Here is a 20,021-nt window from a genome sequence, read left to right on the forward strand (position 1 = left end):
GCAGTCGGGAAGTCACGGCCGGCCGTGGGCACGGGAGCGGTCCGCTCGCGTGCCCCGGCGGCGTCAGGGCTGCGGCAGCCGCTGCCGGTCGATCTCTCCCTTCGGCGTGCGCACCCAGCGGTCCGCCGGTACGAGGCGAACCGCCTGCACCCACGACTGCAGCGTGCCGAGCCGCGCACGCACCGCCGCCTCCGCGCTCACGCCGTCAGCCGTGGAATGGAGCACGTCGATCGACCTGCCATCGCCGCTGGTGAGCACCACCTCCGACACCTGCGGCAGCGCCTCGCGGATCGTGTGCTCGAGCGTCGCCACGTCGACCTGCGTGCCGTTCGCGAGCTTGAACGACAGCGACGCCCGTCCGCGGTGCACGTACACGCCACCCTCGATCGTCACGCGGTCGTCGGTGCGGTGCCAACGGTCCGGATCGAGCGCGTGAAAGGAGCCGTGCTCCCACGTGCCGGCGCAGGCGTTCGGCCCCCGGAACGACAACACGCCGTCAGCCTCGATCCGTACCTCGCAGCCCACCGGACGCCCGAGGATGAACGGCCTGAACTCCCCGGGATCTCCGAGCATGATTCCCGGGCTCGCCTCGGTCTGCCCGTAGCCGACGCGCAGGCGCGTGCCCGCGAGGATGGGGACCAGGGCGGTGTCGATCGCCGCCCCGCCTACGATGCCGCCGTGCACGCGCCGCAGCAGCGCGAGCCCGTCGTCCTGGGCCGCGAGTCGCATGACCGTCAGCGGCACCATGCTCAGGTGCGTGACGTCCTGTGCCCGCGCGACGCCGACGATCGCGTCGGCCGTCCTGGCGGGCGCCGCCGTCACCACGATCCGCCGCGCACGCAGCAGTGCGGGCAGGAGCCCGAGCACCAGGCCGAACGCATGATGCCACGGCAGGATGCCGTGCACGCATTCTCCCTCGACCGCCAGGTGCGGCAAGTGGCTCGAGAGCACGGCGAGCACTCCGGTGTCGGAGAGGCCGATCCACCGCGCGCTGCCCATGGTGCCGGAACTGCGGAGCAGGAACGCGAGCGTGTCGGTGCGCTGCAGCGCACGCTGGGGCTGCAGCGGACTGCCGGGTGGCCCGCCCGTGCGCGCGGGAACGGCGACGTTCGGGTGCGACGAGTGCAGCGCCACCGCGAGCCGCGCATCGAGCTGGCCAAGCAATGGCACGACATCCTCACGCTCGGGCACGGGCGCGAGCGTGATGCCGTCGGCGAGCGTCGCCGCGAGCAGCTGCACGAATGCCGCGCCGTTCGGCAGCGCGCAGACCACGCGGTCACCGCGCGCGATGCCGGCACGGCGCAGGGCGCGCGCCCAGTCGTTCGCGCCGTGGTGCAGCGCGGTGGCGGACAGGCGCACACCGTCCGCCACCAGGTCGGCGGCGCCCGGAGCCTCGAACATGTCCTGCAGTGCCGAGTTGCCTGACATCGTCACGTCGTCGCTGGATGCATGGGCGGAACGTACACCGGCACCGTGGCACCACGTGGCCCGCGTATCAGCGCCAGCCGTCCCACAGCGACGCGAGGTCGCGGGCGCCGAGCGGCGACGGCGTCGCCTGCAGCCCACCGAGGAAGGCCGCATGACCCAGCGCCCGCTCGGCGCTCCACCCGGCGGCGCGGAGTTCACACAGTGCGGTGTCACCTGTCGACTTGCTGAGCTTGGCGCCATCAGGGCGGGTCACGAGCGGATGGTGCAGCACGAGCGGCGCCACCGTCCGCCCGAGCATCCCGCCGAGTAGAAGCTGTCGCCCAGTGGAGTCGAGGAGGTCGTCGCCGCGGATGATGAGCCGGACGTCCTGCCGGATGTCGTCCACGACCACGGCGAACTGGTACGTCCAATGCCCGTTGCGGTCGCGCACGAGCAGGTCGCCGCACTGCGCCGCCGGCACTTGGTGCAGCGTGCCGTGTCGGAGGTCGTCGAACAAGACCACGCCGTCATCGATGCGGACCCGCCGGGCCGGCGTCTCGTCGGCGGGCACCCGGGCCAGGCGGCAGGTGCCGGGATACCGGCGTTCCAGCGCGTCAGGACCGGTGCCATCGACGGCGATCTGCCGGCGCGAGCAGCGGCAGGGATAGATCCTGCCATCGCGGTCGAGTGCATCGAGCGCGGCGTGGAATGGCGCGGGATCCGCGTGCTGCCGAAGGGGTGCAGGGAATCCCGCAGCGAGGTTGTCGCCATGCAGCCCCAGCCACTCCAGGTCCTCGAGGATGCCGCGGTCGAACTCGTCCCGCGCACGCAGGCGGTCGTGGTCCTCGATCCGAACCAGCACCAGGCCGCCGAAGGCGCGCGCGATACTCCAGACGAACACCGCGTTCACCGCATGTCCGAGGTGGAGCCGGCCGGTCGGCGCCGGGGCGAACCGCGTCCGCCAGCCTGGCTGGAGCGCCGCCCGCAGTCGCGCGCGCAGCGCCACGTGCGCAGCTTGGGGCAGGGCGGGGTTCACGCCGCGCGAATCTGCGTGGCGCAGGACCACATCACAATGGCCAACCTCTCCAGCACATGGCGTACGACCAGGCGTACTTCGACAAGTGGTATCGCAGCCGCACCCATCGGGTCCGAACGCCGGCCCAGATCCGCCGCATCGTCGCGTTCACGGTGGCGGCGGCGGAGTACGTGCTCGACCGGCCGATCCGGACCGTGCTGGACGTGGGCGCCGGCGAGGGGCACTGGCAGCCGATCCTGCGGGCGCTCCGGCCGCGGCTCACCTACATCGGCGTCGAGCCGAGCCAGTATGCGGTCAGCCGGTACGGGCGCCGCCGCAACCTGCGACTCGGCTCGGTGGAGCGGCTGACCGAGCTGTCGCTGCACGAGGAGCATCCCGAGGGGTTCGACCTGGTCATCTGCTGCGGTGTGCTCAACTACGTGCCGGCGAAGCACATCGGTGCCGCGCTCGAGCAACTCCAGCTGCACACCGGGGGCCTGGCGTGGCTGGAACTGTTCACGCGGGACGACGAGATCGAGGGCGACGTGGCCGAGCTGACGCCGCGCGCGCCGGCGTGGTACCGGGACCGGTTCTCGGACGCGGGCTACGTCCCCTGCGGCCTGCACCTGTACGCGCCGCTGGACCTGGCCGCCGGCCTGACGGCGTTCGAGACCGCGGCTCCGAGGTGACCGGCCTTGACCGTCTCCAAAGGCGAGCGAACGCTCGATTTTGGTGTCCCGCCGCGACCCGGGTAAGCTGTCCGATCGCCAACTTCGCGGCATATTGGAACCAGCCGGCCTCAGCACTTCCCACGATTAGAGCAAACTTATATAGTTTGGTTGTTGTGTCGTCCTCCACCCAGAACGATCACACTCACGCGTATCCTGCCGACGCTGGCACTTGCGCACCCCACTTTCCGCAGTAAGGACGCGCTCGCTCGTCACGTGAGCGCATGGGTGGAATCGTCTGTATGGCAGCGCGATCGGACTACGGTACGCAATCGGGATTCGTGGGATCATCACGACTGGCCTGGCGCTCCTCGCATGCCTGGCACCAGGGTGAACGCGTCTGGAGCACCACCAACGCGCACGTCGACGTGTGGATCGAGTTGCTGCACGCGCTCGACCTGGAGCCGGCTCCGGTGCTCTTTCCGGCCCTCTGCGCCGACTTCGAGGGCGACCAGTGGACGATGCCCGGTGTCGCTGCCACCGACCTGTGGGCGACCTACGGCATCGCGGTCGAGGAACTCCGCGTCTGGCGCCCGCTGCTGGCGCACTTCGTGGAGCAGTTCGACCGCGGCAATGCGGTGCTGGTGGAGGTCGACGAGTTCCACCTGCCGGACATGATCGGCAGCACCTACCAGCGTGCGCACGAGAAGTCGGTCATCGCCGTCACCGGCTACGACCGGCACGCACACACGCTGCGCTACATCCACGGCGCATTCGGCGGTTCGGTCGGCGGTGAGGATCTCGACGCGCTGCTGGAAGCCGGCATCGGGAGTGCCCAGCTGCCGCCGACCGCCCGCGTGGTCAAGCTCGACCGCCTCACCCCGCGCTCCGCTTCCGAGCGGGCACAGGTCGGCATCGCACTCGCGCGCTTCCACGCCACTCGGCTGCCGGCCAGGAATCCGGTGCGAGGCTTTGCCGATGCCCTGCGGCCGCACAGCGGCTGGCTCTCCGGCGGTGATGCGGAGCACTACCAGCGCTGGGCCTTCGCCACGCTCCACCAGTGCGGGGCGAGCTTCGAGATCGGCGCCGATGTGTGCGCCTGGCTCGCGCAGCATGGCGAGCCGGTGATGGGTGCGGTGCCGCACCTGCGCATGGTGTCACAGGCGGCGCGCGCCCTGCACCAGCGCCTCGTGCGGGTGCCGCAGTCGGGACGGATGCCCGACGTGTCGCAGACGGTGGACGACATGGCGCGCTCGTGGGACGATGCGATGGCGATCCTCCGTCCGCACTTCGCGAAGTAGGCAGCGCGCCGGCGGGCTGGTCGTGGCTGGCGCTGGTCCGGCGACGTGAGCGGGGCCTGCGCACCGTGCAGGCCCCGCGTCACATGCGCCGTGTCGTCGACGGTGTCAGCGGCCGAGCTGCCGCGTGATCACGTCGCGCACCACGCCAAGCACGCGCGTCACGCCCTCGGGCGTGTGATCCCCCATGTGGCCGATGCGGATCGTCCGGTCCCTGAGCGCACCATAGCCTGACCCGATCATGTATCCCGCCGCGGCGACGCCCGCGGCCACTCCCGGTCCCGTGAGGGTCGCCGGCAGCGTCACGCAGGTCACGGTCGGCGAGCGCCCGTCCGCCACCGCCAGCACACCAAGCGCGGGATCGAGCTCGCGCGACAGCTGCTCGGCCCACGCGATCGTGATCGCCTGCATCTCGCGGTGACGCGCCGCGCGCTGCGCGATTCCCTCGTCGCTGATCGCGGCCACCTGCGCGGCGAGGGCGTAGAAGAGCGAGATCGCCGGGGTCTGCGGCGTCTGGTGCTTCGCCGCGTAGTTGTCGATCTCGACGAGGTCGAAGTAGGTGCCGCGGTCCGCGTTCGCCGCCGCCGACTCGATGAACGCCTGGCTGGCCACGCCGAGCGCCAGGCCGGGCGGGAGCGCGAGCGCCTTCTGCGAGCCGGTGAAGACGAAGTCGAGCTGCCATGCATCGGTCTCGAGCGGCGCACCACCGCAGCCGGTGACGCTGTCGACGAGGATCACGGCACCATGCGCATGGGCCGCGCGGGCAATGCCCTCGATGTCGTTGAAGGCGCCGGTCGATGTCTCCGACTGCGCGACTGTCACGACCTTGGCCCCGCTCGCCTGCAGCAGCGCGTACACCCGTTCGGCGGTGTGGTGCATGCCGGGCGGGACGTCGTCGCGCACCACGGTGCGACCGCAGCTGCCGGCCACCTGCGCGAAGCGCTCCGAGAAGGCACCCATCACCAGTGACAGGACGGTGCCCGGCGGGGCGCTGCGGATCGCCGCTTCCATCAGCCCCGTGGCCGACGACGTCGACATGTACACCGGCCGCGTGGTGCGGAAGATCGGCCGCATGCCATTGTCACACCGGGCGTAGATCTGCTCGAACCCGGCACTGCGGTGCGGCATCATCGGCCGCGCCATCTCCTGCAGGATCTCCGGGCGCACCTCGGTGGGGCCGGGAAGGAAGAACGTGCCGTTGGTGAGCATCAGTGGGCGTGGACGATGGTGGAGAGTGCCGTGAACGAGTCCGCCTCGCCCGCGGCCAGTGCGACGACGTTGGCGCGGCGGGCCACACCGGTGAAGGCGATGAAGTGATCGACGATGCCGGCCAGCTCGGCATCGGTGGCGCCGTCGCCCGCAGCGAGAACGGGACGGGGCAGTCGGAGCGACTGGACGACCAGTGGCTTGCCGCCGGCCCGCGCCAGCACCGCCGGCTCCCGCACGTGCGCCGCGACGCCGTCGTCGTCGTAGGTGACGTCGACGGCATGTACCCGGTCGCGCGGGACGCCGAGCCAGTCCGCGAGCGGCAGCAGCGCATCGCGAAGCCCGCCGCTGACGAGGTCCACCCGCACGCCCTCGGCCTGCCAGGCCGCGATCGCCTCGCGCGCGCCGGGCAGCACGGTCGCGATGTACTCGCGCCCGAGTGCTGCCAGCTCGTCCCGTGTCGGCCGGATGATGGCGAGCCGGCGCCCATAGACCTCGCCGAGCGTGATCCGGCCATCCATCGCGTCCGAGGTCAGCGCCACGATCAGGCGGCTCACGCTCGCGTCGCGCAGCCCGGCCAGCCAGTCGATGCCCTCGATCGCCGAGACGGTCGAGTCGACGTCGAGCACGACCGACTGGAACGCGGTCACAGGATGTTGCCCGGTGCGAGCAGGCCGTGCGGGTCCAGCTCGTGCTTCACGGCGCGCATGAGGGCACGCTGCGTGGGTGACACCTGCAGCGGAAGCCAGCGCGCCTTGACCTTGCCGATGCCATGTTCCGCCGCCACCGTGCCGCCGAGTCTGATCACCTCGCGCAGTGTCTCGCCGACGGCATCGGTGATCCGCTCGAGTTCCGCGGCATCGCGGGCGATGAAGTTCTGGTGCGGATGCCCGTTGCCGGCGTGTCCGAACGTCACCGGCTGTTCCAGTCCGCGTGACTCGACGGCCGCCTGTGACGCTGCCAGCGCCCGGCCCAGCAGCCGGTACGGCACCGCCCAGTCGGTGGACACGCGGCGCCCGCCCGAGGCCCGGTGCGGGGCCGCGCGTTCGTGCATCGTGGCCGGCACGGCATGCCGCAGGCGCCGCGCGTCACGGAGTGCCGCCTCACCATCGTAGACGCGGATGTCGTCCTCCGCGGCGTGATGGGCATGCGCCAGCGCGAGCCAGTCGTCGAGCGGCGGTTCATCGCCGTCGCGGCCGGAGAGTTCCGTGTAGATGAGCGCGGACGCCCCGGCAGCCCAGCCCGGATCCTGCGCCGCCGCGCGCGCGATGGCGAATGCACCGGCATCGAGGAACTCGAGGCATCGTGGCGCGAGTGCCGCCGACTCACGCGCCGCGACCACGAACGCCAGCGCGTCGCCGATGGTGGGGAAGGGGATCGCGAGCCCGATCACCCACGCGGGCAGGTCGAGCAGCGCCAGCTCGGCCTCGAGGATCACGCCAAGCGTGCCCTCGCTGCCCACGAACCAGTCGACCAGGTCGTGCACCGGCGCGTAACCCACGGTGTTCTTCTCGAGCGCCGTGCGCCGGAGTTCCAGCACCTCGCCGGTCACGAGGGCGACGGTCAGGCCACGCACGTGCGGCCGGATGGCGCCGTAGCGCAACGACCGTGCGCCGGAGGCATTGCACGCGATGGCGCCACCGACGGTGCAGTCCTCCTCACTCGTGGGGTCAGGCGCCAGCAGCCATCCCTCCGACGCCAGGCGGCGCTTGAGCGGGCCAAGCAGCTCGCCGGGAGCCACGCGCACCGTGCGTGTGCTGGCATCGACGTCGTGCACACCGGTGAGGCCGCGCAGCGAGAGCAGCATGCCGCGATCGGTGAGGGAGGCGGCCGTGGTGCTCGTCTGGCCGCCGGCCGCGGTCACCGGGACGCGGTCCCGCTGCGCCTCGGCGAGCAGCGCCACGACCTCGTCACGCGTGCCCGGGCGGGCGACGGACTCGGGAACGAGCTCGAGCCCCGAGGCATCGCGACTGACGCTCTCGCGCACACCGGCGTCGGTCGTCACGCACGGGAGCGTCATCCGCAGGTCACGCCGCGGGGGTGCTGTCGCCACCACCAAAGCGCACGATCGTGGCCGTGCGGACATCGGGCAGCGCCAAGAGCGTCGCGCGCAGCGCCGGCGCCACCACGCCATCCACCGAGATCGCGGCCAGCGCCTCACCACCCTGCGCCAGTCGCGCCTGGTGGTACTCGGCGATGTTCACGTGTGCGTCGCCAAGCACGGTGCCGACGCGCCCGATCACGCCGGGCACGTCGTTGTTGGTGAGCACGATCATCGTCTGCCGTGGCGTGACGTCGACATGGAACGCGCCGATGCGCATCACGCGCGCCGTGCCGCCCTTCGGGGCCATCGCCGCCACGCCGATCTCACGCACGCCGCCACCGAGCGACAGGTCGATCGTGGCCGCCTGGTCGGCGCCGGTGAGCTCGCCGATCGACAGCTCGATGCCACGGGCCTCCGCCATCGCGCGGGCATTGATCAGGTTCAGGCGGCCGTCGTCGATCACGCCCTCGAGGATCCCGGCGCAGGCGGCGGACAGCAGTGCCGCACCGGCGCCGACGAGGTCGGGACTCACGCGCAGGCGCACGCGCTGGATGATGCTGATCCCCTGGTCCAGCAGCAGGGCGCGCGCGATCGCCGCGGCGCGCTGGGACATCAGCAACGCCGGCTGCAGCTCCTTCCATTCGGTGCCGGAGACCGTCGCCACGTTGAGCGAGCGCGTGAGTTCTCCATGGAGCAGCGCATCGCGCACGGCCTCGCAGACATCGACCGCCACGTTGCGCTGTGCCTCGGCCGTCGACGCCCCGAGGTGCGGCGTGAGCAGCACGTTCGGCAGCGTGCGCAGCAGGTGCTCGGCCGGCAACGGCTCCTGCGCGAAGGCGTCGATGCATGCACCGCGCAGCAGCCCCGATTGCAGCGCCTGCGCCAGTGCCGTGTCATCCACGATCCCGCCGCGCGCCAGGTTGCAGAGCACTGCGCCGCCCGGCAGGCGCGCGAGTTCGCGGCGGCCGAACATCCCCGTGGTCTCGGCGGTCAGCGGCGTGTGGATCGTGAGGATGTCCGCCTCAGCCAGCAGCACCTCGAGTGACGGTGCCCGCTGGATGCGCAGCGCGCGGAACCGCTCGTCACCGACGTACGGATCGTACCCGATGACGTCCATGCCGAAGGCCAGCGCCCGGGTGGCAACCTCGGAGCCGATGCGTCCGACGCCGACGATGCCCAGCGTGCGACCCTTCAGCTCACTGCCCAGCAGCGCCGATCGATCCCAGCGTCCGGCGTGCATGGACGTGTCGGCGCGCACGATGTGCCGGAACAGCGCGAGCAGGGAACCGAAGAGCAACTCCGCGACCGCGACGGTGTTGCCGGCCGGCGCATTGATGACCGCGATGCCGAGCTCGGTCGCAGTGGCCATGTCGACGTTGTCCACGCCGACCCCCGCACGACCCACCACGCGGAGGCGGGCGCCGGCGCGGAGGAGGTCGCGGCTGATGCGCGTCGCGCTGCGGCCGACGATCGCGTCGTAGTCAGGGATCCGCGTCAGCAGGTCGGCCGCGGGAAGGGTCGGGACTTCGTCCACCTGCAGTCGCGGTTCTGCGAGCAGCAGCGCAAGTCCATCGGGGTCGACTTCATCCGTCACAAGCACGCGATAGCGCATGCGGCTCCAGGGCAGAGTGGGGAATCGCGCGCCTCGCGCGCAACAGGAGGAAATCTATCAAGCCCGGCAATGGTCGCGGTGCACAAACAAAGAGCCCCCGGCGGATGGCCGGGGGCGGGTGGTTGCGGTGGCGCGCGGTGTCAGGGAATCGGCGCGGACTTGTCCGTGGTCGTGTCGGCATCGGCCACGAGGCGGACGGCGCCACGGAAACGGCGCGCACGCGGGTCGAGCAGGCTCTCCACCACACCGACGCCGGGGCGGCTGGCGTGCACGTAGCGTCCGTTCCCGGAATAGATCGCGATGTGCGTGATCCGGCGGCCGGTGCCGAACGTGAGCAGGTCGCCCGGCTTCATGCGATCGAGATCGCGGCCGACGCTGATCCCGGTGTACGCCTGCTCGTTGGCGGTACGGGGCAGGCTGACGTTCAGCCACGACATCACGTACTTCACCAGGCCGCTGCAGTCGAAGGCGCGACCGGGGATCTCGGCGCCCCAGACGTACGGAGTCCCGATCTGCTGGCGCGCGACGGAGACGATGGAATCGCGCAGCTGGTCGGCCGATTCCGAGACGAACGACGCCTGCGCCACCACCGGGACGACCGGGCCGAGGTTGCGGACGACGGCCCGGCGGCCGCGACGGCTGGTGACCCGCCGCCGGCCGGACGACGCCCGGCTCGCCTTGCCGCGACGGGATGCTGCCTTCGCCCGGGAGGGACGTGCCTGACGGGCGGTGCGGCTGGCGCGCGCCCTGACGCGCGGCTTCGGCTTCGGCTTGGCCATGCTGACGCTCGCGGCGACCGATCCGGCGCTCGCGCGTTCGGCCTCGAGCATGGTCGGCGCCGAGAGCGTGGCCGCGACCATCGCGATCAGCGGCAACAGGCGGCGCACGGCGCGGGCGAGGGAGATCGGCATTGGCATGGAGGTAAGGGTACCTGAACGCATCACCGAGCACAGCGGACTCTCGACGACTCCTTTTGCAGCGACCTGACCAGACACTCAGGTCCGGACATGACGCGTCCGGTCGCCCGGAAAGGGACGCGTCGCCGTCGCCTGGGGTCACGTGCGGGCGGGTCGCTCCCGCGCAGGCGAGTCACGGCACAGCCCTTCGGGGCAGAAAGCCGGCGCTGCCGCTTGTCGTGGCCGTCTGGACCTGCGAACTTATCCGGCTGTAGCTGGACCGCCCCCGTTCGGCGGTCGTACTGCCTCGGGGCCCGGCTGGCGCCCCTCGTCTCCAGACCTGTCACGATGTCGGATTTCGAAGAAAGCGGGCTCGACTCGGCTGCCACCTGGTTCAAGGCGAACCAGAAGCCCGTGTCCCTGGCCCTCGGTGGCCTGGTGGTCGCGGTCGCGGCGATCTTCATCTGGCAGAAGTCGGCCGAGACGAAGATCCAGAATGCCGAGCGCGCGTTTTTCCAGGCGCAGACGGCGACTGCGCAAAACCCGGCCAACGCCGTGACCGAGTTGGAGAAGGTGGCGACGCGCTATGCGGGTACCTCGGCTGGCGACCGGGCGGCGCTGCTGGCCGCGCAGTCGCTGCTCTCGCAGGGGAAGACGCCGGAGGCCATGAAGCGTCTGGATGCGCTGGTGGCCGGTGGCGGGGCATCACGGCTGGGCTCGACACTGCAGACGCTGCTCGCCGCGGCGTACGAGAACCAGAACAAGCCGGCCGAGGCCGCCAAGGCGTATCTCGCGGCGGCCGCAGTGAGCCAGGGCGATGCGAAGATCCAGCGCCAGGCTGACGCGGCGCGCGCCTTCATGGCGGCTGGCAACACGGTCGAGGCGATGAAGCTCTGGACCGAGCTGGCGAAGGACGAGAGCGGCCCATTGGCTGCGGAAGCGCACGTCCGGCTCGGCGAGCTGGCCGTCAAGCAGTAACCGAGGCCGCACACGGCCGTTCAGCGCGATGCTGCGCATCACGTAGACGGGGCGGCTGTGAGGTCAGGGCACGGAAATCGAAGAGCCACCGGCTGCGCGCACCGCAGTCCGGTGGCTACTGTTTTTCCGTCATGCCGAGCTTCACCGGCTGCTCCAGGAATGCGCGTGCGCCAGCCACCTCGAACCGGGTGGACGGAATGGCGGTGCCGTCGGCGATGAGCAGCAGCTTCTGGACGCTCGCCTCCGCAGCACCAAGCGTCGCCGGAAGCCAGTTGCCGGCCAGCGCCCGGTTTCCTGATCGGGTCTCGAGCACCACGATGTGCTGTCCCCGGCCAGCGGGGACGGCCGGCTGCCGGGCATAGAGGCAGAGGTCAAGGGCGTCCGGATCAGCCGGGACCGAAAGGCCGGCGCCGGCAAGGCTCCGGGCCATGAAGGCAGACATCCAGATGCACGGCGTGCCCGAGGCGTCGTCGCGCGGAAGGCCGGTCGGATCATACGGACGGCGGGGCCGGCTGCATTGGGTTGAGCGGACCGCCTCCGTCCGGAGCGTGATGTCAGGCGGCTCGGGGTTGGTGAGGTCGACCAGGTTGCCGATCAGCGTCGTGCCGCCATAGATCCGGGACGTGCAGCCGAGCTCGATCGCCACGCTGTAGCGCCGGATCTGGCGCGGGGTGCAGCCGGCGGTCGGGTCTGGCCAGATGGTGGCGGTGGTGGTGTAGATGGCGTAGTTCGGGCCGTCGAAGAGCTCCTCGATGCGGATGATGTCGACCGCGCCGAGCTCGGCGTCGCTCGGCAGTGGTGGGGCGACCTCAGGCAGGTGCTTGACGACCTGGCACGCCGAGACCGCCATGAGGATGTTCTCGCGGAAGGCCGGCGCATGGGCGTGGCCGGCGCGGACGGTGCGGATGCGGGCTGGCGGCTGTGCCTGGGTCTGGGCCTGAGCCTGCACGGTGAGGGTGCCGGCGGTGGCCGTCAGGGCGATGGCGAGGCGGGACAGGTGGATACGAAAGGCGGCGGTGGTCACGTCGTTCCGGTGCGGCAAAGGCTGCGTCGTGACATGTCGGTCGTGCGACGGTCGAGGCGTCACGGGCGCGGGTGTTGGGCTCCTGCGACGGACGCGTCGAGTGTCGGGATGTTAAGCGCATCGCGGTCATGGATTTGTGGCGAGCTCTTCGGACATTCTGACCGGCCTTCTTCTGTCGCTTGGGGGCCGCGCGGCGATTCGTTTTACTTCTTATAAGAAGTATTATGTAAACTACACAGCGTGGAAAAGTGTGGAGAACTGCCTGTTTCGGGCTCCCGCTGTGGAAAGCCGGCAAGGTTGCTCACAAAATCGCCACCACACCGCCAGACAGTTCCGCCGTCTACCCCTGCCACTCTGGCGTCGCACTCGCGCCACTCCCGGCACAGTTTTCCGCCAAGCGGATCCCTCGGAATTGACGCGCCAGGCCGTGACGCCGGAGTGCCAGAATCGGCCCGCACGACCGCGCGAAACGTGGTCAGTTCCCGGGCCGGAAATCGCTGCTCAGCGGTGCGCGCGCAGCACGCCCTCGAACACCAGCCGACCCTCGCCGGCGAGCTCGCTCCACGCCCACTCCGGCGCCTCCGGAAACCGCACCGACAGCGTGCGGCCGCTGGCCGTTTCCAGCCGCACCGGACCGCCGGAATCCGCCTCGCCCCATGCCACGAGACACGCCGCCGTCGCGACGGATCCGGTCCCACAGGCCAGCGTCTCAGCCTCGACGCCGCGCTCGTAGGTCCGGATGGCCCACGCCGCCCCTGCGCCGGCGTCTGCGCCCTGCCCGGCACGGCGGCTCACGAAGTTCACGTTCGCGCCGGCCGGCTGGCGTGACGGCACCTGCCGCAACGCTCGTCCGCGCCCGAACACGTCGACCGCCGCCACGTCGTGCACCCGCACCACCAGGTGCGGCACACCCACGACGGCGTAGCCCAGCCGCAACTCACCGGTCTCGAGCGCCTCGGCGGCATCGGTCTCGAGCGCCTGGACGGCGGCCAGCCGCACGGCCGCACCGCCTGCGGCGTCGATCGAGGCGTCGATGAGTCCGGCGTCTGACCTGAACCGGAATCGCTCCTCCCGACCCGCAAGGCCAAGCAGGACGGCACTTTGCGCCGCGCAGAGTGAGGCGTTTCCGCAGAGCGATGCCCGGGAGCCGTCAGCGTTGTAGTACCGGATCGAGAACCGGGCATCGGGATCGTCGCCGATGAAGACGACGCCATCGGCACCCACACCAAGGTGAGGCGCGCACAGCGCTGCGATCTCAGCCGTTGATTCGAGGGCGTCCTGCCCCGGCGCCGTGCCACGGGAGTCCAGGAACACGAAGTCGTTCCCCGACCCGGACATCTTCCAGAACCGACGCCCGGCACCCGTCATCAGACCCGCCCGGTGATCGACCACCACCGCAGCCGCCAGACCATCCAGATCGCCTCCCGCACGATCCGCTTCGACATCTTGCTCTCCCCCTCGGTCCGGTCGGTGAAGACGATCGGGATCTCCTCGATCCGGAAGCCCTTCTTCCACGCCCGGAAGCTCACCTCGATCTGGAAGGCGTAGCCGTTCGAGCGCACGTCGTCGAGGTCGATCGCCTCGAGCACCTCGCGCCGGAAGCACTTGAAGCCGCCGGTGGCGTCGAAGAGCTGCAGGCCGGTGACCATGCGGGCGTAGATGTTGGCCGAGTAGCTCAGGATCAGGCGCGCCATCGGCCAGTTGACGACCGTCACCTTGCCGTTGCGGTAGCGCGAGCCGAGCACGAGGTCGGCATCCTGGATCGCCGTCAGGAACTGCGGCAGGTGCGCCGGGTCGTGGGAGAAATCGGCGTCCATCTCGAAGACGTACGCGAAATCCCGCGCCAGCGCCCACTTGAAGCCGGCCAGGTACGCGGTGCCCAGCCCCATCTTCTTCGGCCGGTGCAGCGCGTGCACGCGGTCATTGACCGCCGCGATCGCATCGACGATCGCCCCGGTGCCGTCGGGCGAGCCGTCGTCCACGATCAGCACCGAGATCCGCGGGTCCTGGGCCAGGGCCGACTCGATGATCTTCGCGACGTTCTCACGCTCGTTGTACGTCGGGACGATGACGAGGGCGCGCTGCCCTGCTCCGCCGCCGGTGGCGTGCGGCGCGGTCACGCGGTCGTCGTCCGGCGCCCGGTGGCGATGCCGCCGGCGAGGAGCACCAGCGCCACGCCGAGCGCGATGAGGGTGACGAGCTTGCCGCGTTCGTAGCTGGCCGACGCGAACCGGAGCTCGACCGTCCTGGCGCCGGCGGGCAGCGGCACGCCGATCAGCGAGTACATCGCGCGCGAGGCGGTGGCGGGCTTGCCATCCACGGTTGCCGTCCAGCCGGGATAGAAGTTCTCCGACACGACGAGCGCCGAGCCGGCCGGTGCGGGCTGGCCGAGCGTGATGGAGATCGCACCGGGATCGTAGCGGGTGACCGTGACCGGCAGGTCGAGCGGGGCGGGTGGCGCCTTCAGCTCCACGGCGGGGACGTCGGCGCTGTCGTTGAAGATCGCGACCGAGTGCACCGGGAAGCGCGGGTCGAGCACGGTGGTCAGCGTCACGCTGTCGGCGGCCTTGATCATGGCCGGTGCCACCCAGGCGGCGCGATTGTCGCCGGGCAGTTCGTAGAGGTAGACCATCGAGCCGTGCGCATTGCGCGCCGGACCGGCCACCAGCTTCGACTCGGGGACCGGGAACTTGTCCGGCGTGGCGTCGGTGAGGAAGAAGCGCACGTTCGCGAGCGCCCAGAAATTCGGGTTGCCGAGTTGCGGGCGACCCTCCATCTCGCTGCCGGTGAGGTCGTCGTAGCGACGCAGCTCGTTGCCGTGGTAGCCGACGGCCTGCCGGATGCCGTGCGCCATCAGGCCGCTGTAGCGCAGCCCCGGATCGCGCGGGAGGCTGGTGCCGGTGATCGGCATGTCGAGCACGCGACCGGGATTGTTGACGGTCGCCTTCTTCATATAGTCGATCGTCGCGTCGCTGGCGAAGCTGACCTTCGCCGGCGGGACGAACTTCCAGTAGTCGCGCAGCAGCGACACCTGGTCGAGCGTGACAACGGCGATGAAGGCCCAGCCCGCGACCCTCGCCGTCAGCGCGGCACGCGCCGAGAGCAGGGCGATGCCGAGTGCGAGCGCTGCGAACACCATCGCGCGGATGGTGCCGGTGAGCAGGTCGCTGGCATTCGCATCGACCAGCTGCGCCACCTCCGGTGCCGCCAGCGCGCCGGCGATGCTGTTCAGGATGCCCGTGACGCCAAGGACGAGCAGCACGCCGATCGCACTCCCGACGCCGATCAGGAAGCGACGCGAGGCCGCGTGCGCGATGAGCCCCTGTGCGCCGAGGCCTGCCAGCACTGCGAGGGCGAAGGTCGCCATGAAGAAGACGGTGCTGGGCGCGCGGAAGAACTTGCTCCCCGGGACCACCGCGTAGATGAGCTGGTAGAACGGCGTCTCGCCGCCGAGGGCCCAGAGCGTGAAGAAGATCGCAATGCCGCCGAAGAACAGGGTGTTCCGGTCGCGCACCTTGGTGCGCAATGCGGCCAGCACCAGCACCCAGACCGCAGCGCCGACGTACTCGCTGTGGTCATGGATGCGGTTCGGGCCCCAGTACTTTCCCACGAACTTCCCCGTGAACTCGGGGATGATGGTGTTCATCAGCTCGACGATCGGGAACGAGAACGACGTGGCGAAGTCGTAGCCGCGGCCGCCGGCGCGCGGCGAGAACGGCGTGTACTCCATCACCGGGAGGTACTGGATGGCGCTGATCGCGAGGCCGAGCACCACCGCGCCGAGTGCGAACGCAAGGCGGCGCATCGCGACCGGCTTCTCCGGACTCGCGTCGCCCAGGCCGTAGGCAACGAACAGCCCGAACAGGCCGGCACCGACCAGCATGTAGCTCATGAGCTGCGGGTGTGGGCTGAGCATGCCCAGGCCGACGACGAGTGCCAGTCCGCCCCACGCCCAGCGCCGCCCGTCACGCACGCCACGCAGCACGCAGAGCAGTGCCAGCGGCAGCATCGCGCCGACGAAGATCTTGCCGTCATGGCCGGGGTGCACGTACGAACCGTTCCAGCCGCTCAGCATGTAGGCGATGCCACCGACCAGCGCGCCGGCGAAGGTCAGGCCGAGTGCGCGCAGGAACACGTATGTGGCATAGCCGCCGAGGATGTAGTGCAGGATCATGCCCCACGTCATCGCGACGTCGGTCGGCATGGCCAGCCGCATGAAGGCGGTGGGATAGAAGATGTCGCCGTGCATCCCGCCCACGTACGGCATGCCGCCGAAGAGGTACGGGTTCCAGAGCGCGAAGCCGCCGGTGGCGCGCAGCACCTGGGCGCCGAATTCGCGGAAGGAGTAGCCGGCGATGTACTGGTCGCTGCGCGCGTTGACGAGGAACTGTCCGCTCAGCGCCGGATAGGCCAGCAGCATCGTGCCGACGATGCAGACCGCGAGCGCGAGCAGCCAGGCGTTGCGGGGCGCGAGCGCGTCGGGCAGGGTCGAGTCAGGCTGTCGGGCCATCGGGTGTCGAAATGGTGGGACTGCGGCGCAACGAGGACCCGGGGAGGAAGACGAGCCCCGGGAGAATTTCCAGCACGGTCAGCCAGATGCGGGACGCGGCGGCCAGCACGGCGGCGTCAGCGGGCGTCGCCAGCCGGAGCGAGATGAGCAGCCCGGTGAGGGCCGTCTCCCGGACACCGATGCCGCCGGGCACGAACAACGCCAGGAATCCGAGCAGGTACGACGCCGTGTAAACTGCCAGCACCGCCATCGAGATGCCACCGCCATGGCCGAGCAGGGCCCCCCAGAACAGCCCGAACCCGATGCCGTAGGCCACCCATGCGGTGAGATTCGCCGCGAAGACGAGGACCAGGGTGCCGCGCGTGAGGTGCGGCATGGCGGGCATCGGTCGCCGGACGAGCCGTGTCGCGGCCTGCACGGCCCAGGCGAGCAGCGGCGGCCCCACGACCAGCCCTGCCGCGGTGGCGGCGAGCACCACCCATGCGGCCAGGCGCAGGGCGGGTGTGGTGGCGAAGAGCTCCCCCGCCCCGCCCAGTGCCACGACCGCGAAGCCGGCGGCGATGTTCACCAGCTGCATGATGATCGCGGAGCCGGTCGCGGCGAGTGGCGAGGCGCCGGCATCGCGCGCGAGCAGCGCCATGGCGCCGATCGACCAGAGCTTGCCCGGCACGTACTTCCCGAGGCTCGAGACGAACCAGATGCGCGTGGCGTCGAGGGCGCCGAGCGGGCTGCTCCACGCGCGCAGCAGGCGTCGCCACGCCGCGATCAGGACGGCATAGCCGGCGGCGACACAGGTGCTGGCGATGGCGATGCCACCCCAGGACGGGTGGAGCCCGAGCAGGCTGGCCCGGATGTCCACCCACTGCCGTCGCACGAACCAGAGCGCGAGCCCCGCGAACGCCACCGCCACCGTGACGCGCAGTGCGGAGCGCACCTCACCGCGCACGCACCATCCCGCGGCGTGCCGACTCGTAGACGGCGCGATAGCGCTCGGCGACGGCTGCCGGCGACACGAGTGCGACCATGGCCGTGCGGCCCGCGACGCCCATGGCGTCACGCCGCGCCGGCGCGCTGATGATCGCGCGGACGGCGTCGGCCCACGGCGCCGGGTCGTCGAAGGTGGCCAGCAGCGCACCGTTCTCGCCGTCGCGGACGATGTCGGGCAGCCCACCGGACCGGGTGGCGATCACCGGTGTCTCGCAAAGCAGCGACTCGGCGGCCACCATGCCGAACCCCTCGTCGCGCGACGGGACGAGCGTGCACGAGGCCTGCGCATACAGCGACGGCATCACCTCGCGCGGCAGCTGTCCGTGCCAGGCGATGCGGTGCGCGATGCCGAGTTGCGCGCCGAGGGCGCGCAGCGAGCCGGCGTCCGGGCCGTCACCAACGACGTCGAGGTGCACCTCCTCGGGCAGCGCGGCCAGCGCGCGCAGCAGCACGGCGGGGTTCTTCTGGGCGTTGAGCCGGCCCACGAACAGGATCCGGGCGGGCGTGGCGCGGATGGCGGCCTGTGCGCAGAATGCGACGATATCCGACGGCATCGGGGCGACGGTGACCGGCGCCGGCGTGAGCGGGCGGAGGCGTAGCGCGAGCCACTGGCTGACGGTCGTCACCGCGGCCGCGCGCCCGAGGGCGAACGACGCGAGGGAGGCGGTCATCCCGGTGGCCATCCGCGCGTCGCTGCCGTGCGAGGTGACGACCATCGGCACGCGGGCGCGCGCCGCGGTGCGCCCGATGGCGAGGGCGGCGGGGAACCACCAGTGGGCGTGCACGATGTCGATGTCGCCGCTGGCGAGGCGGAAGCGCGTGGCGCGGCGCATGGCGCCGATCATGCGCAGCATCGACCGCTTGCCGCGCGCGCTCGCCTTCACCTGCTCCGCCATCGTGCCGGTGTAGGCGAGGGTCTCGTCGGCGTCGGCCCCGTAGCGCACGCGCTGGACGGTGATGCCGTCGACGGCGTCGCGCTCGGGGAGGCCGCGCGCGTGCGGCGCGATCACCTCGACGGTGATGTCGACGGTGGCGAGCGCCCGGGCGAGGTCGAGCAGGAAGCCGCCCGCCGCATCGCCGCTGCTGCGCGGGAAGTTGTGCGTGACGAACAGGACGCGTCGGACGGTCACGACGCGGCGGTCTGGTGCCTCTCGTCCAGCTGGCGGCGGATCTCGCGAAGCTCCGCCCGCTGCACCGCGATCATCTCCCCCACGAAGCCGCCGGTGAACAGCACCGAGCCGACGATGATGCAGGTCTCGATGAGGTTGAGCATCGGGCGGAAGCCGACGCCGGCGAAGATGCGGATGCCGAGGGCGACGATGCCGGTGAGCACGCCGATGAAGAACAGCGCGGCGCCGATGAGCCCGAAGAACAGCAGCGGCTTGCGTCCGAAGCGGAGCTCGAACCACACCGAGAGCATGTCGAGCACGCCGACGGGAATCCGGCCGATGCCGAACTTGGAGCGGCCGGCGTGGCGCGGGTACAGCGGCACCGGGATCTCGGTGACGGTGAAGCCCTCGAAGTGTGCGATCACGATCATGTACCGGTGCCAGTCGGGGCGCACCGGGAGCGCCTCCATGATCTCGCGGCGGTACGCCTTGACGCTGTTGAGGTCCTTCACCGGCACGTCGAAGAGCGAGCGGCTGAGCCAGTTGTAGATCTTGCTGACGAAGGCCTTCTCGTACTTCCCCTCCTTGAAGCCGGTGACCATGTCGGCCTGGTCGGCGAGGATGGGCGCGACGAGGCGCGGGATGTCGGCGGGCATGAACTGCAGGTCGGCGGGATAGAACACCAGCACGTCGCCGCGTGCGTTGAGCCAGCCGGTGCGCAGGGCGTCGGCGATCCCGCGCTGCGTGCGGTGCCGCACGGCACGCAGGAAGGGGTACTGTGCCTGCAGGCGCTGCAGCACGGCCCAGGAGTCGTCGGAGGAGCCGTCCTCGATGACCACGACCTCGTACCGGGTGTCGCTGCCGCGGAACGCCTCGGCCGCCTTCTCCATGAAGAGCGGCAGGTTCTCGGCCTCGTCCTTGGCCGGCACGAGCACACTCACGTCGACGGGGCGCGCCCCGGCGGCGAGGGCGGCGCGCGCCGCCGGCCGTGTACTGACGGTCGTGCCGGCGGTCATACGCGTTTCCGCATGCGCGCCGAGAGCACGCCGAGCTGGTCGCGGTACTTGGCGACGGTGCGGCGGGCGATCACGACGCCGCCCTGCTTGAGGATGTCCACGATGGCCTGGTCGGTGAGCGGGTCCTTCGCGTCCTCGGCATCGACCAGCTTCTTGATCTGGTCCTTGATGCCGCGCGCCGAGACGTCGTCGCCGTCGGTGGTGGAGAGGCCGGAGGAGAAGAAGAACTTGAGCGGCAGCACGCCGCGCGG

The 20,021-nt window shown here is 70.8% G+C and carries 18 protein-coding genes; 3 read left to right on the forward strand and 15 right to left on the reverse strand.

The genetic code is table 11. The features are described 5' to 3' along the window. Positions 1 to 63 precede the first annotated feature (63 nt). Complete coding sequence (locus tag IT355_08910; GenBank protein MCC7053375.1) at positions 64 to 1,434, reverse strand: acyl--CoA ligase; 1,371 nt, start codon at positions 1,432 to 1,434, stop codon at positions 64 to 66. A 61-nt stretch (positions 1,435 to 1,495) separates the two neighbouring features. Continuing rightward, positions 1,496 to 2,443, reverse strand: a complete 948-nt coding sequence (locus IT355_08915) for a hypothetical protein (protein ID MCC7053376.1) — start codon at positions 2,441 to 2,443, stop codon at positions 1,496 to 1,498. 56 nt (positions 2,444 to 2,499) lie between these two features. On the opposite strand from IT355_08915, the gene IT355_08920 reads away from it, so the two are divergent. Beyond that, positions 2,500 to 3,111, forward strand: coding sequence for a class I SAM-dependent methyltransferase (locus tag IT355_08920; protein ID MCC7053377.1), 612 nt, complete (start codon positions 2,500 to 2,502; stop codon positions 3,109 to 3,111). Positions 3,112 to 3,392: 281 nt separating this feature from the next. Beyond that, positions 3,393 to 4,391: a DUF1839 family protein gene (locus tag IT355_08925; GenBank protein ID MCC7053378.1), complete on the forward strand. Its 999-nt coding sequence runs from the start codon at positions 3,393 to 3,395 to the stop codon at positions 4,389 to 4,391. A 105-nt stretch (positions 4,392 to 4,496) separates the two neighbouring features. Here the strand turns inward: IT355_08925 and IT355_08930 are convergent, their stop codons facing one another. From IT355_08930 to IT355_08950, 5 genes are all read right to left on the reverse strand, one after another. Next, complete coding sequence (locus IT355_08930; protein ID MCC7053379.1) at positions 4,497 to 5,597, reverse strand: alanine--glyoxylate aminotransferase family protein; 1,101 nt, start codon at positions 5,595 to 5,597, stop codon at positions 4,497 to 4,499. Further along, positions 5,597 to 6,244: a haloacid dehalogenase-like hydrolase gene (locus IT355_08935; protein ID MCC7053380.1), complete on the reverse strand. Its 648-nt coding sequence runs from the start codon at positions 6,242 to 6,244 to the stop codon at positions 5,597 to 5,599. The genes IT355_08930 and IT355_08935 overlap by 1 nt, the downstream gene beginning before the upstream one ends. Further along, positions 6,241 to 7,614: an FAD-binding oxidoreductase gene (locus tag IT355_08940; GenBank protein MCC7053381.1), complete on the reverse strand. Its 1,374-nt coding sequence runs from the start codon at positions 7,612 to 7,614 to the stop codon at positions 6,241 to 6,243. The genes IT355_08935 and IT355_08940 overlap by 4 nt, the downstream gene beginning before the upstream one ends. Before the next feature lie 7 nt (positions 7,615 to 7,621). After that, positions 7,622 to 9,250, reverse strand: coding sequence for a phosphoglycerate dehydrogenase (locus IT355_08945; GenBank protein ID MCC7053382.1), 1,629 nt, complete (start codon positions 9,248 to 9,250; stop codon positions 7,622 to 7,624). A 140-nt stretch (positions 9,251 to 9,390) separates the two neighbouring features. Then, a complete protein-coding gene (locus IT355_08950) occupies positions 9,391 to 10,161 on the reverse strand; it encodes a C40 family peptidase (GenBank protein ID MCC7053383.1) in 771 nt (256 codons plus the stop codon). 333 nt (positions 10,162 to 10,494) lie between these two features. On the opposite strand from IT355_08950, the gene IT355_08955 reads away from it, so the two are divergent. Then, positions 10,495 to 11,124 (forward strand): tetratricopeptide repeat protein, encoded by a 630-nt coding sequence (locus IT355_08955; GenBank protein MCC7053384.1) that lies wholly within the window; start codon positions 10,495 to 10,497, stop codon positions 11,122 to 11,124. Positions 11,125 to 11,239: 115 nt separating this feature from the next. On the opposite strand, the gene IT355_08960 is transcribed toward IT355_08955, so the two are convergent. The 8 genes from IT355_08960 to IT355_08995 all read right to left on the reverse strand — a co-directional run. Next, positions 11,240 to 12,148: a hypothetical protein gene (locus tag IT355_08960; protein ID MCC7053385.1), complete on the reverse strand. Its 909-nt coding sequence runs from the start codon at positions 12,146 to 12,148 to the stop codon at positions 11,240 to 11,242. A 501-nt stretch (positions 12,149 to 12,649) separates the two neighbouring features. Next, positions 12,650 to 13,486, reverse strand: a complete 837-nt coding sequence (gene dapF / locus IT355_08965; protein ID MCC7053386.1) for a diaminopimelate epimerase — start codon at positions 13,484 to 13,486, stop codon at positions 12,650 to 12,652. Between the two features lie 29 nt (positions 13,487 to 13,515). Beyond that, positions 13,516 to 14,268 carry a polyprenol monophosphomannose synthase gene (locus IT355_08970; GenBank protein ID MCC7053387.1) on the reverse strand — a complete coding sequence of 251 codons (753 nt, stop codon included), beginning with the start codon at positions 14,266 to 14,268 and terminating at the stop codon, positions 13,516 to 13,518. Beyond that, complete coding sequence (locus tag IT355_08975) at positions 14,265 to 16,658, reverse strand: YfhO family protein (GenBank protein ID MCC7053388.1); 2,394 nt, start codon at positions 16,656 to 16,658, stop codon at positions 14,265 to 14,267. Before IT355_08975 ends, IT355_08970 begins: the two co-directional genes overlap by 4 nt. Then, positions 16,642 to 17,604 (reverse strand): flippase-like domain-containing protein, encoded by a 963-nt coding sequence (locus tag IT355_08980; protein ID MCC7053389.1) that lies wholly within the window; start codon positions 17,602 to 17,604, stop codon positions 16,642 to 16,644. Before IT355_08980 ends, IT355_08975 begins: the two co-directional genes overlap by 17 nt. After that, complete coding sequence (locus IT355_08985) at positions 17,594 to 18,775, reverse strand: glycosyltransferase family 4 protein (GenBank protein MCC7053390.1); 1,182 nt, start codon at positions 18,773 to 18,775, stop codon at positions 17,594 to 17,596. Before IT355_08985 ends, IT355_08980 begins: the two co-directional genes overlap by 11 nt. Beyond that, on the reverse strand, positions 18,772 to 19,770 hold the full coding sequence (locus IT355_08990) for a glycosyltransferase (GenBank protein MCC7053391.1): 999 nt from the start codon (positions 19,768 to 19,770) through the stop codon (positions 18,772 to 18,774). Before IT355_08990 ends, IT355_08985 begins: the two co-directional genes overlap by 4 nt. Then, on the reverse strand, positions 19,767 to 20,021 hold a 255-nt coding region (locus tag IT355_08995), incomplete at its 5' end, for an RNA polymerase sigma-54 factor (GenBank protein MCC7053392.1). The genes IT355_08995 and IT355_08990, both read right to left, overlap by 4 nt.

The sequence above is a fragment of the Gemmatimonadaceae bacterium genome (assembly GCA_020851035.1).
In the GTDB taxonomy this organism is placed as follows: Bacteria; Gemmatimonadota; Gemmatimonadetes; order Gemmatimonadales; family Gemmatimonadaceae; genus JACMLX01.

Bases quoted from the DNA above. Each gene is read 5' to 3' on its own strand.
- IT355_08990 (MCC7053391.1), bottom strand. From the start codon at position 19,770: ATGACCGCCGGCACGACCGTCAGTACACGGCCGGCGGCGCGCGCCGCC.
- dapF (MCC7053386.1), bottom strand. From the start codon at position 13,486: ATGTCCGGGTCGGGGAACGACTTCGTGTTCCTGGACTCCCGTGGCACG.
- IT355_08950 (MCC7053383.1), bottom strand. From the start codon at position 10,161: ATGCCGATCTCCCTCGCCCGCGCCGTGCGCCGCCTGTTGCCGCTGATC.
- IT355_08925 (MCC7053378.1), top strand. From the start codon at position 3,393: ATGGCAGCGCGATCGGACTACGGTACGCAATCGGGATTCGTGGGATCA.
- IT355_08975 (MCC7053388.1), bottom strand. From the start codon at position 16,658: ATGGCCCGACAGCCTGACTCGACCCTGCCCGACGCGCTCGCGCCCCGC.
- IT355_08920 (MCC7053377.1), top strand. From the start codon at position 2,500: ATGGCGTACGACCAGGCGTACTTCGACAAGTGGTATCGCAGCCGCACC.
- IT355_08945 (MCC7053382.1), bottom strand. From the start codon at position 9,250: ATGCGCTATCGCGTGCTTGTGACGGATGAAGTCGACCCCGATGGACTT.
- IT355_08940 (MCC7053381.1), bottom strand. From the start codon at position 7,614: ATGACGCTCCCGTGCGTGACGACCGACGCCGGTGTGCGCGAGAGCGTC.
- IT355_08955 (MCC7053384.1), top strand. From the start codon at position 10,495: ATGTCGGATTTCGAAGAAAGCGGGCTCGACTCGGCTGCCACCTGGTTC.
- IT355_08930 (MCC7053379.1), bottom strand. From the start codon at position 5,597: ATGCTCACCAACGGCACGTTCTTCCTTCCCGGCCCCACCGAGGTGCGC.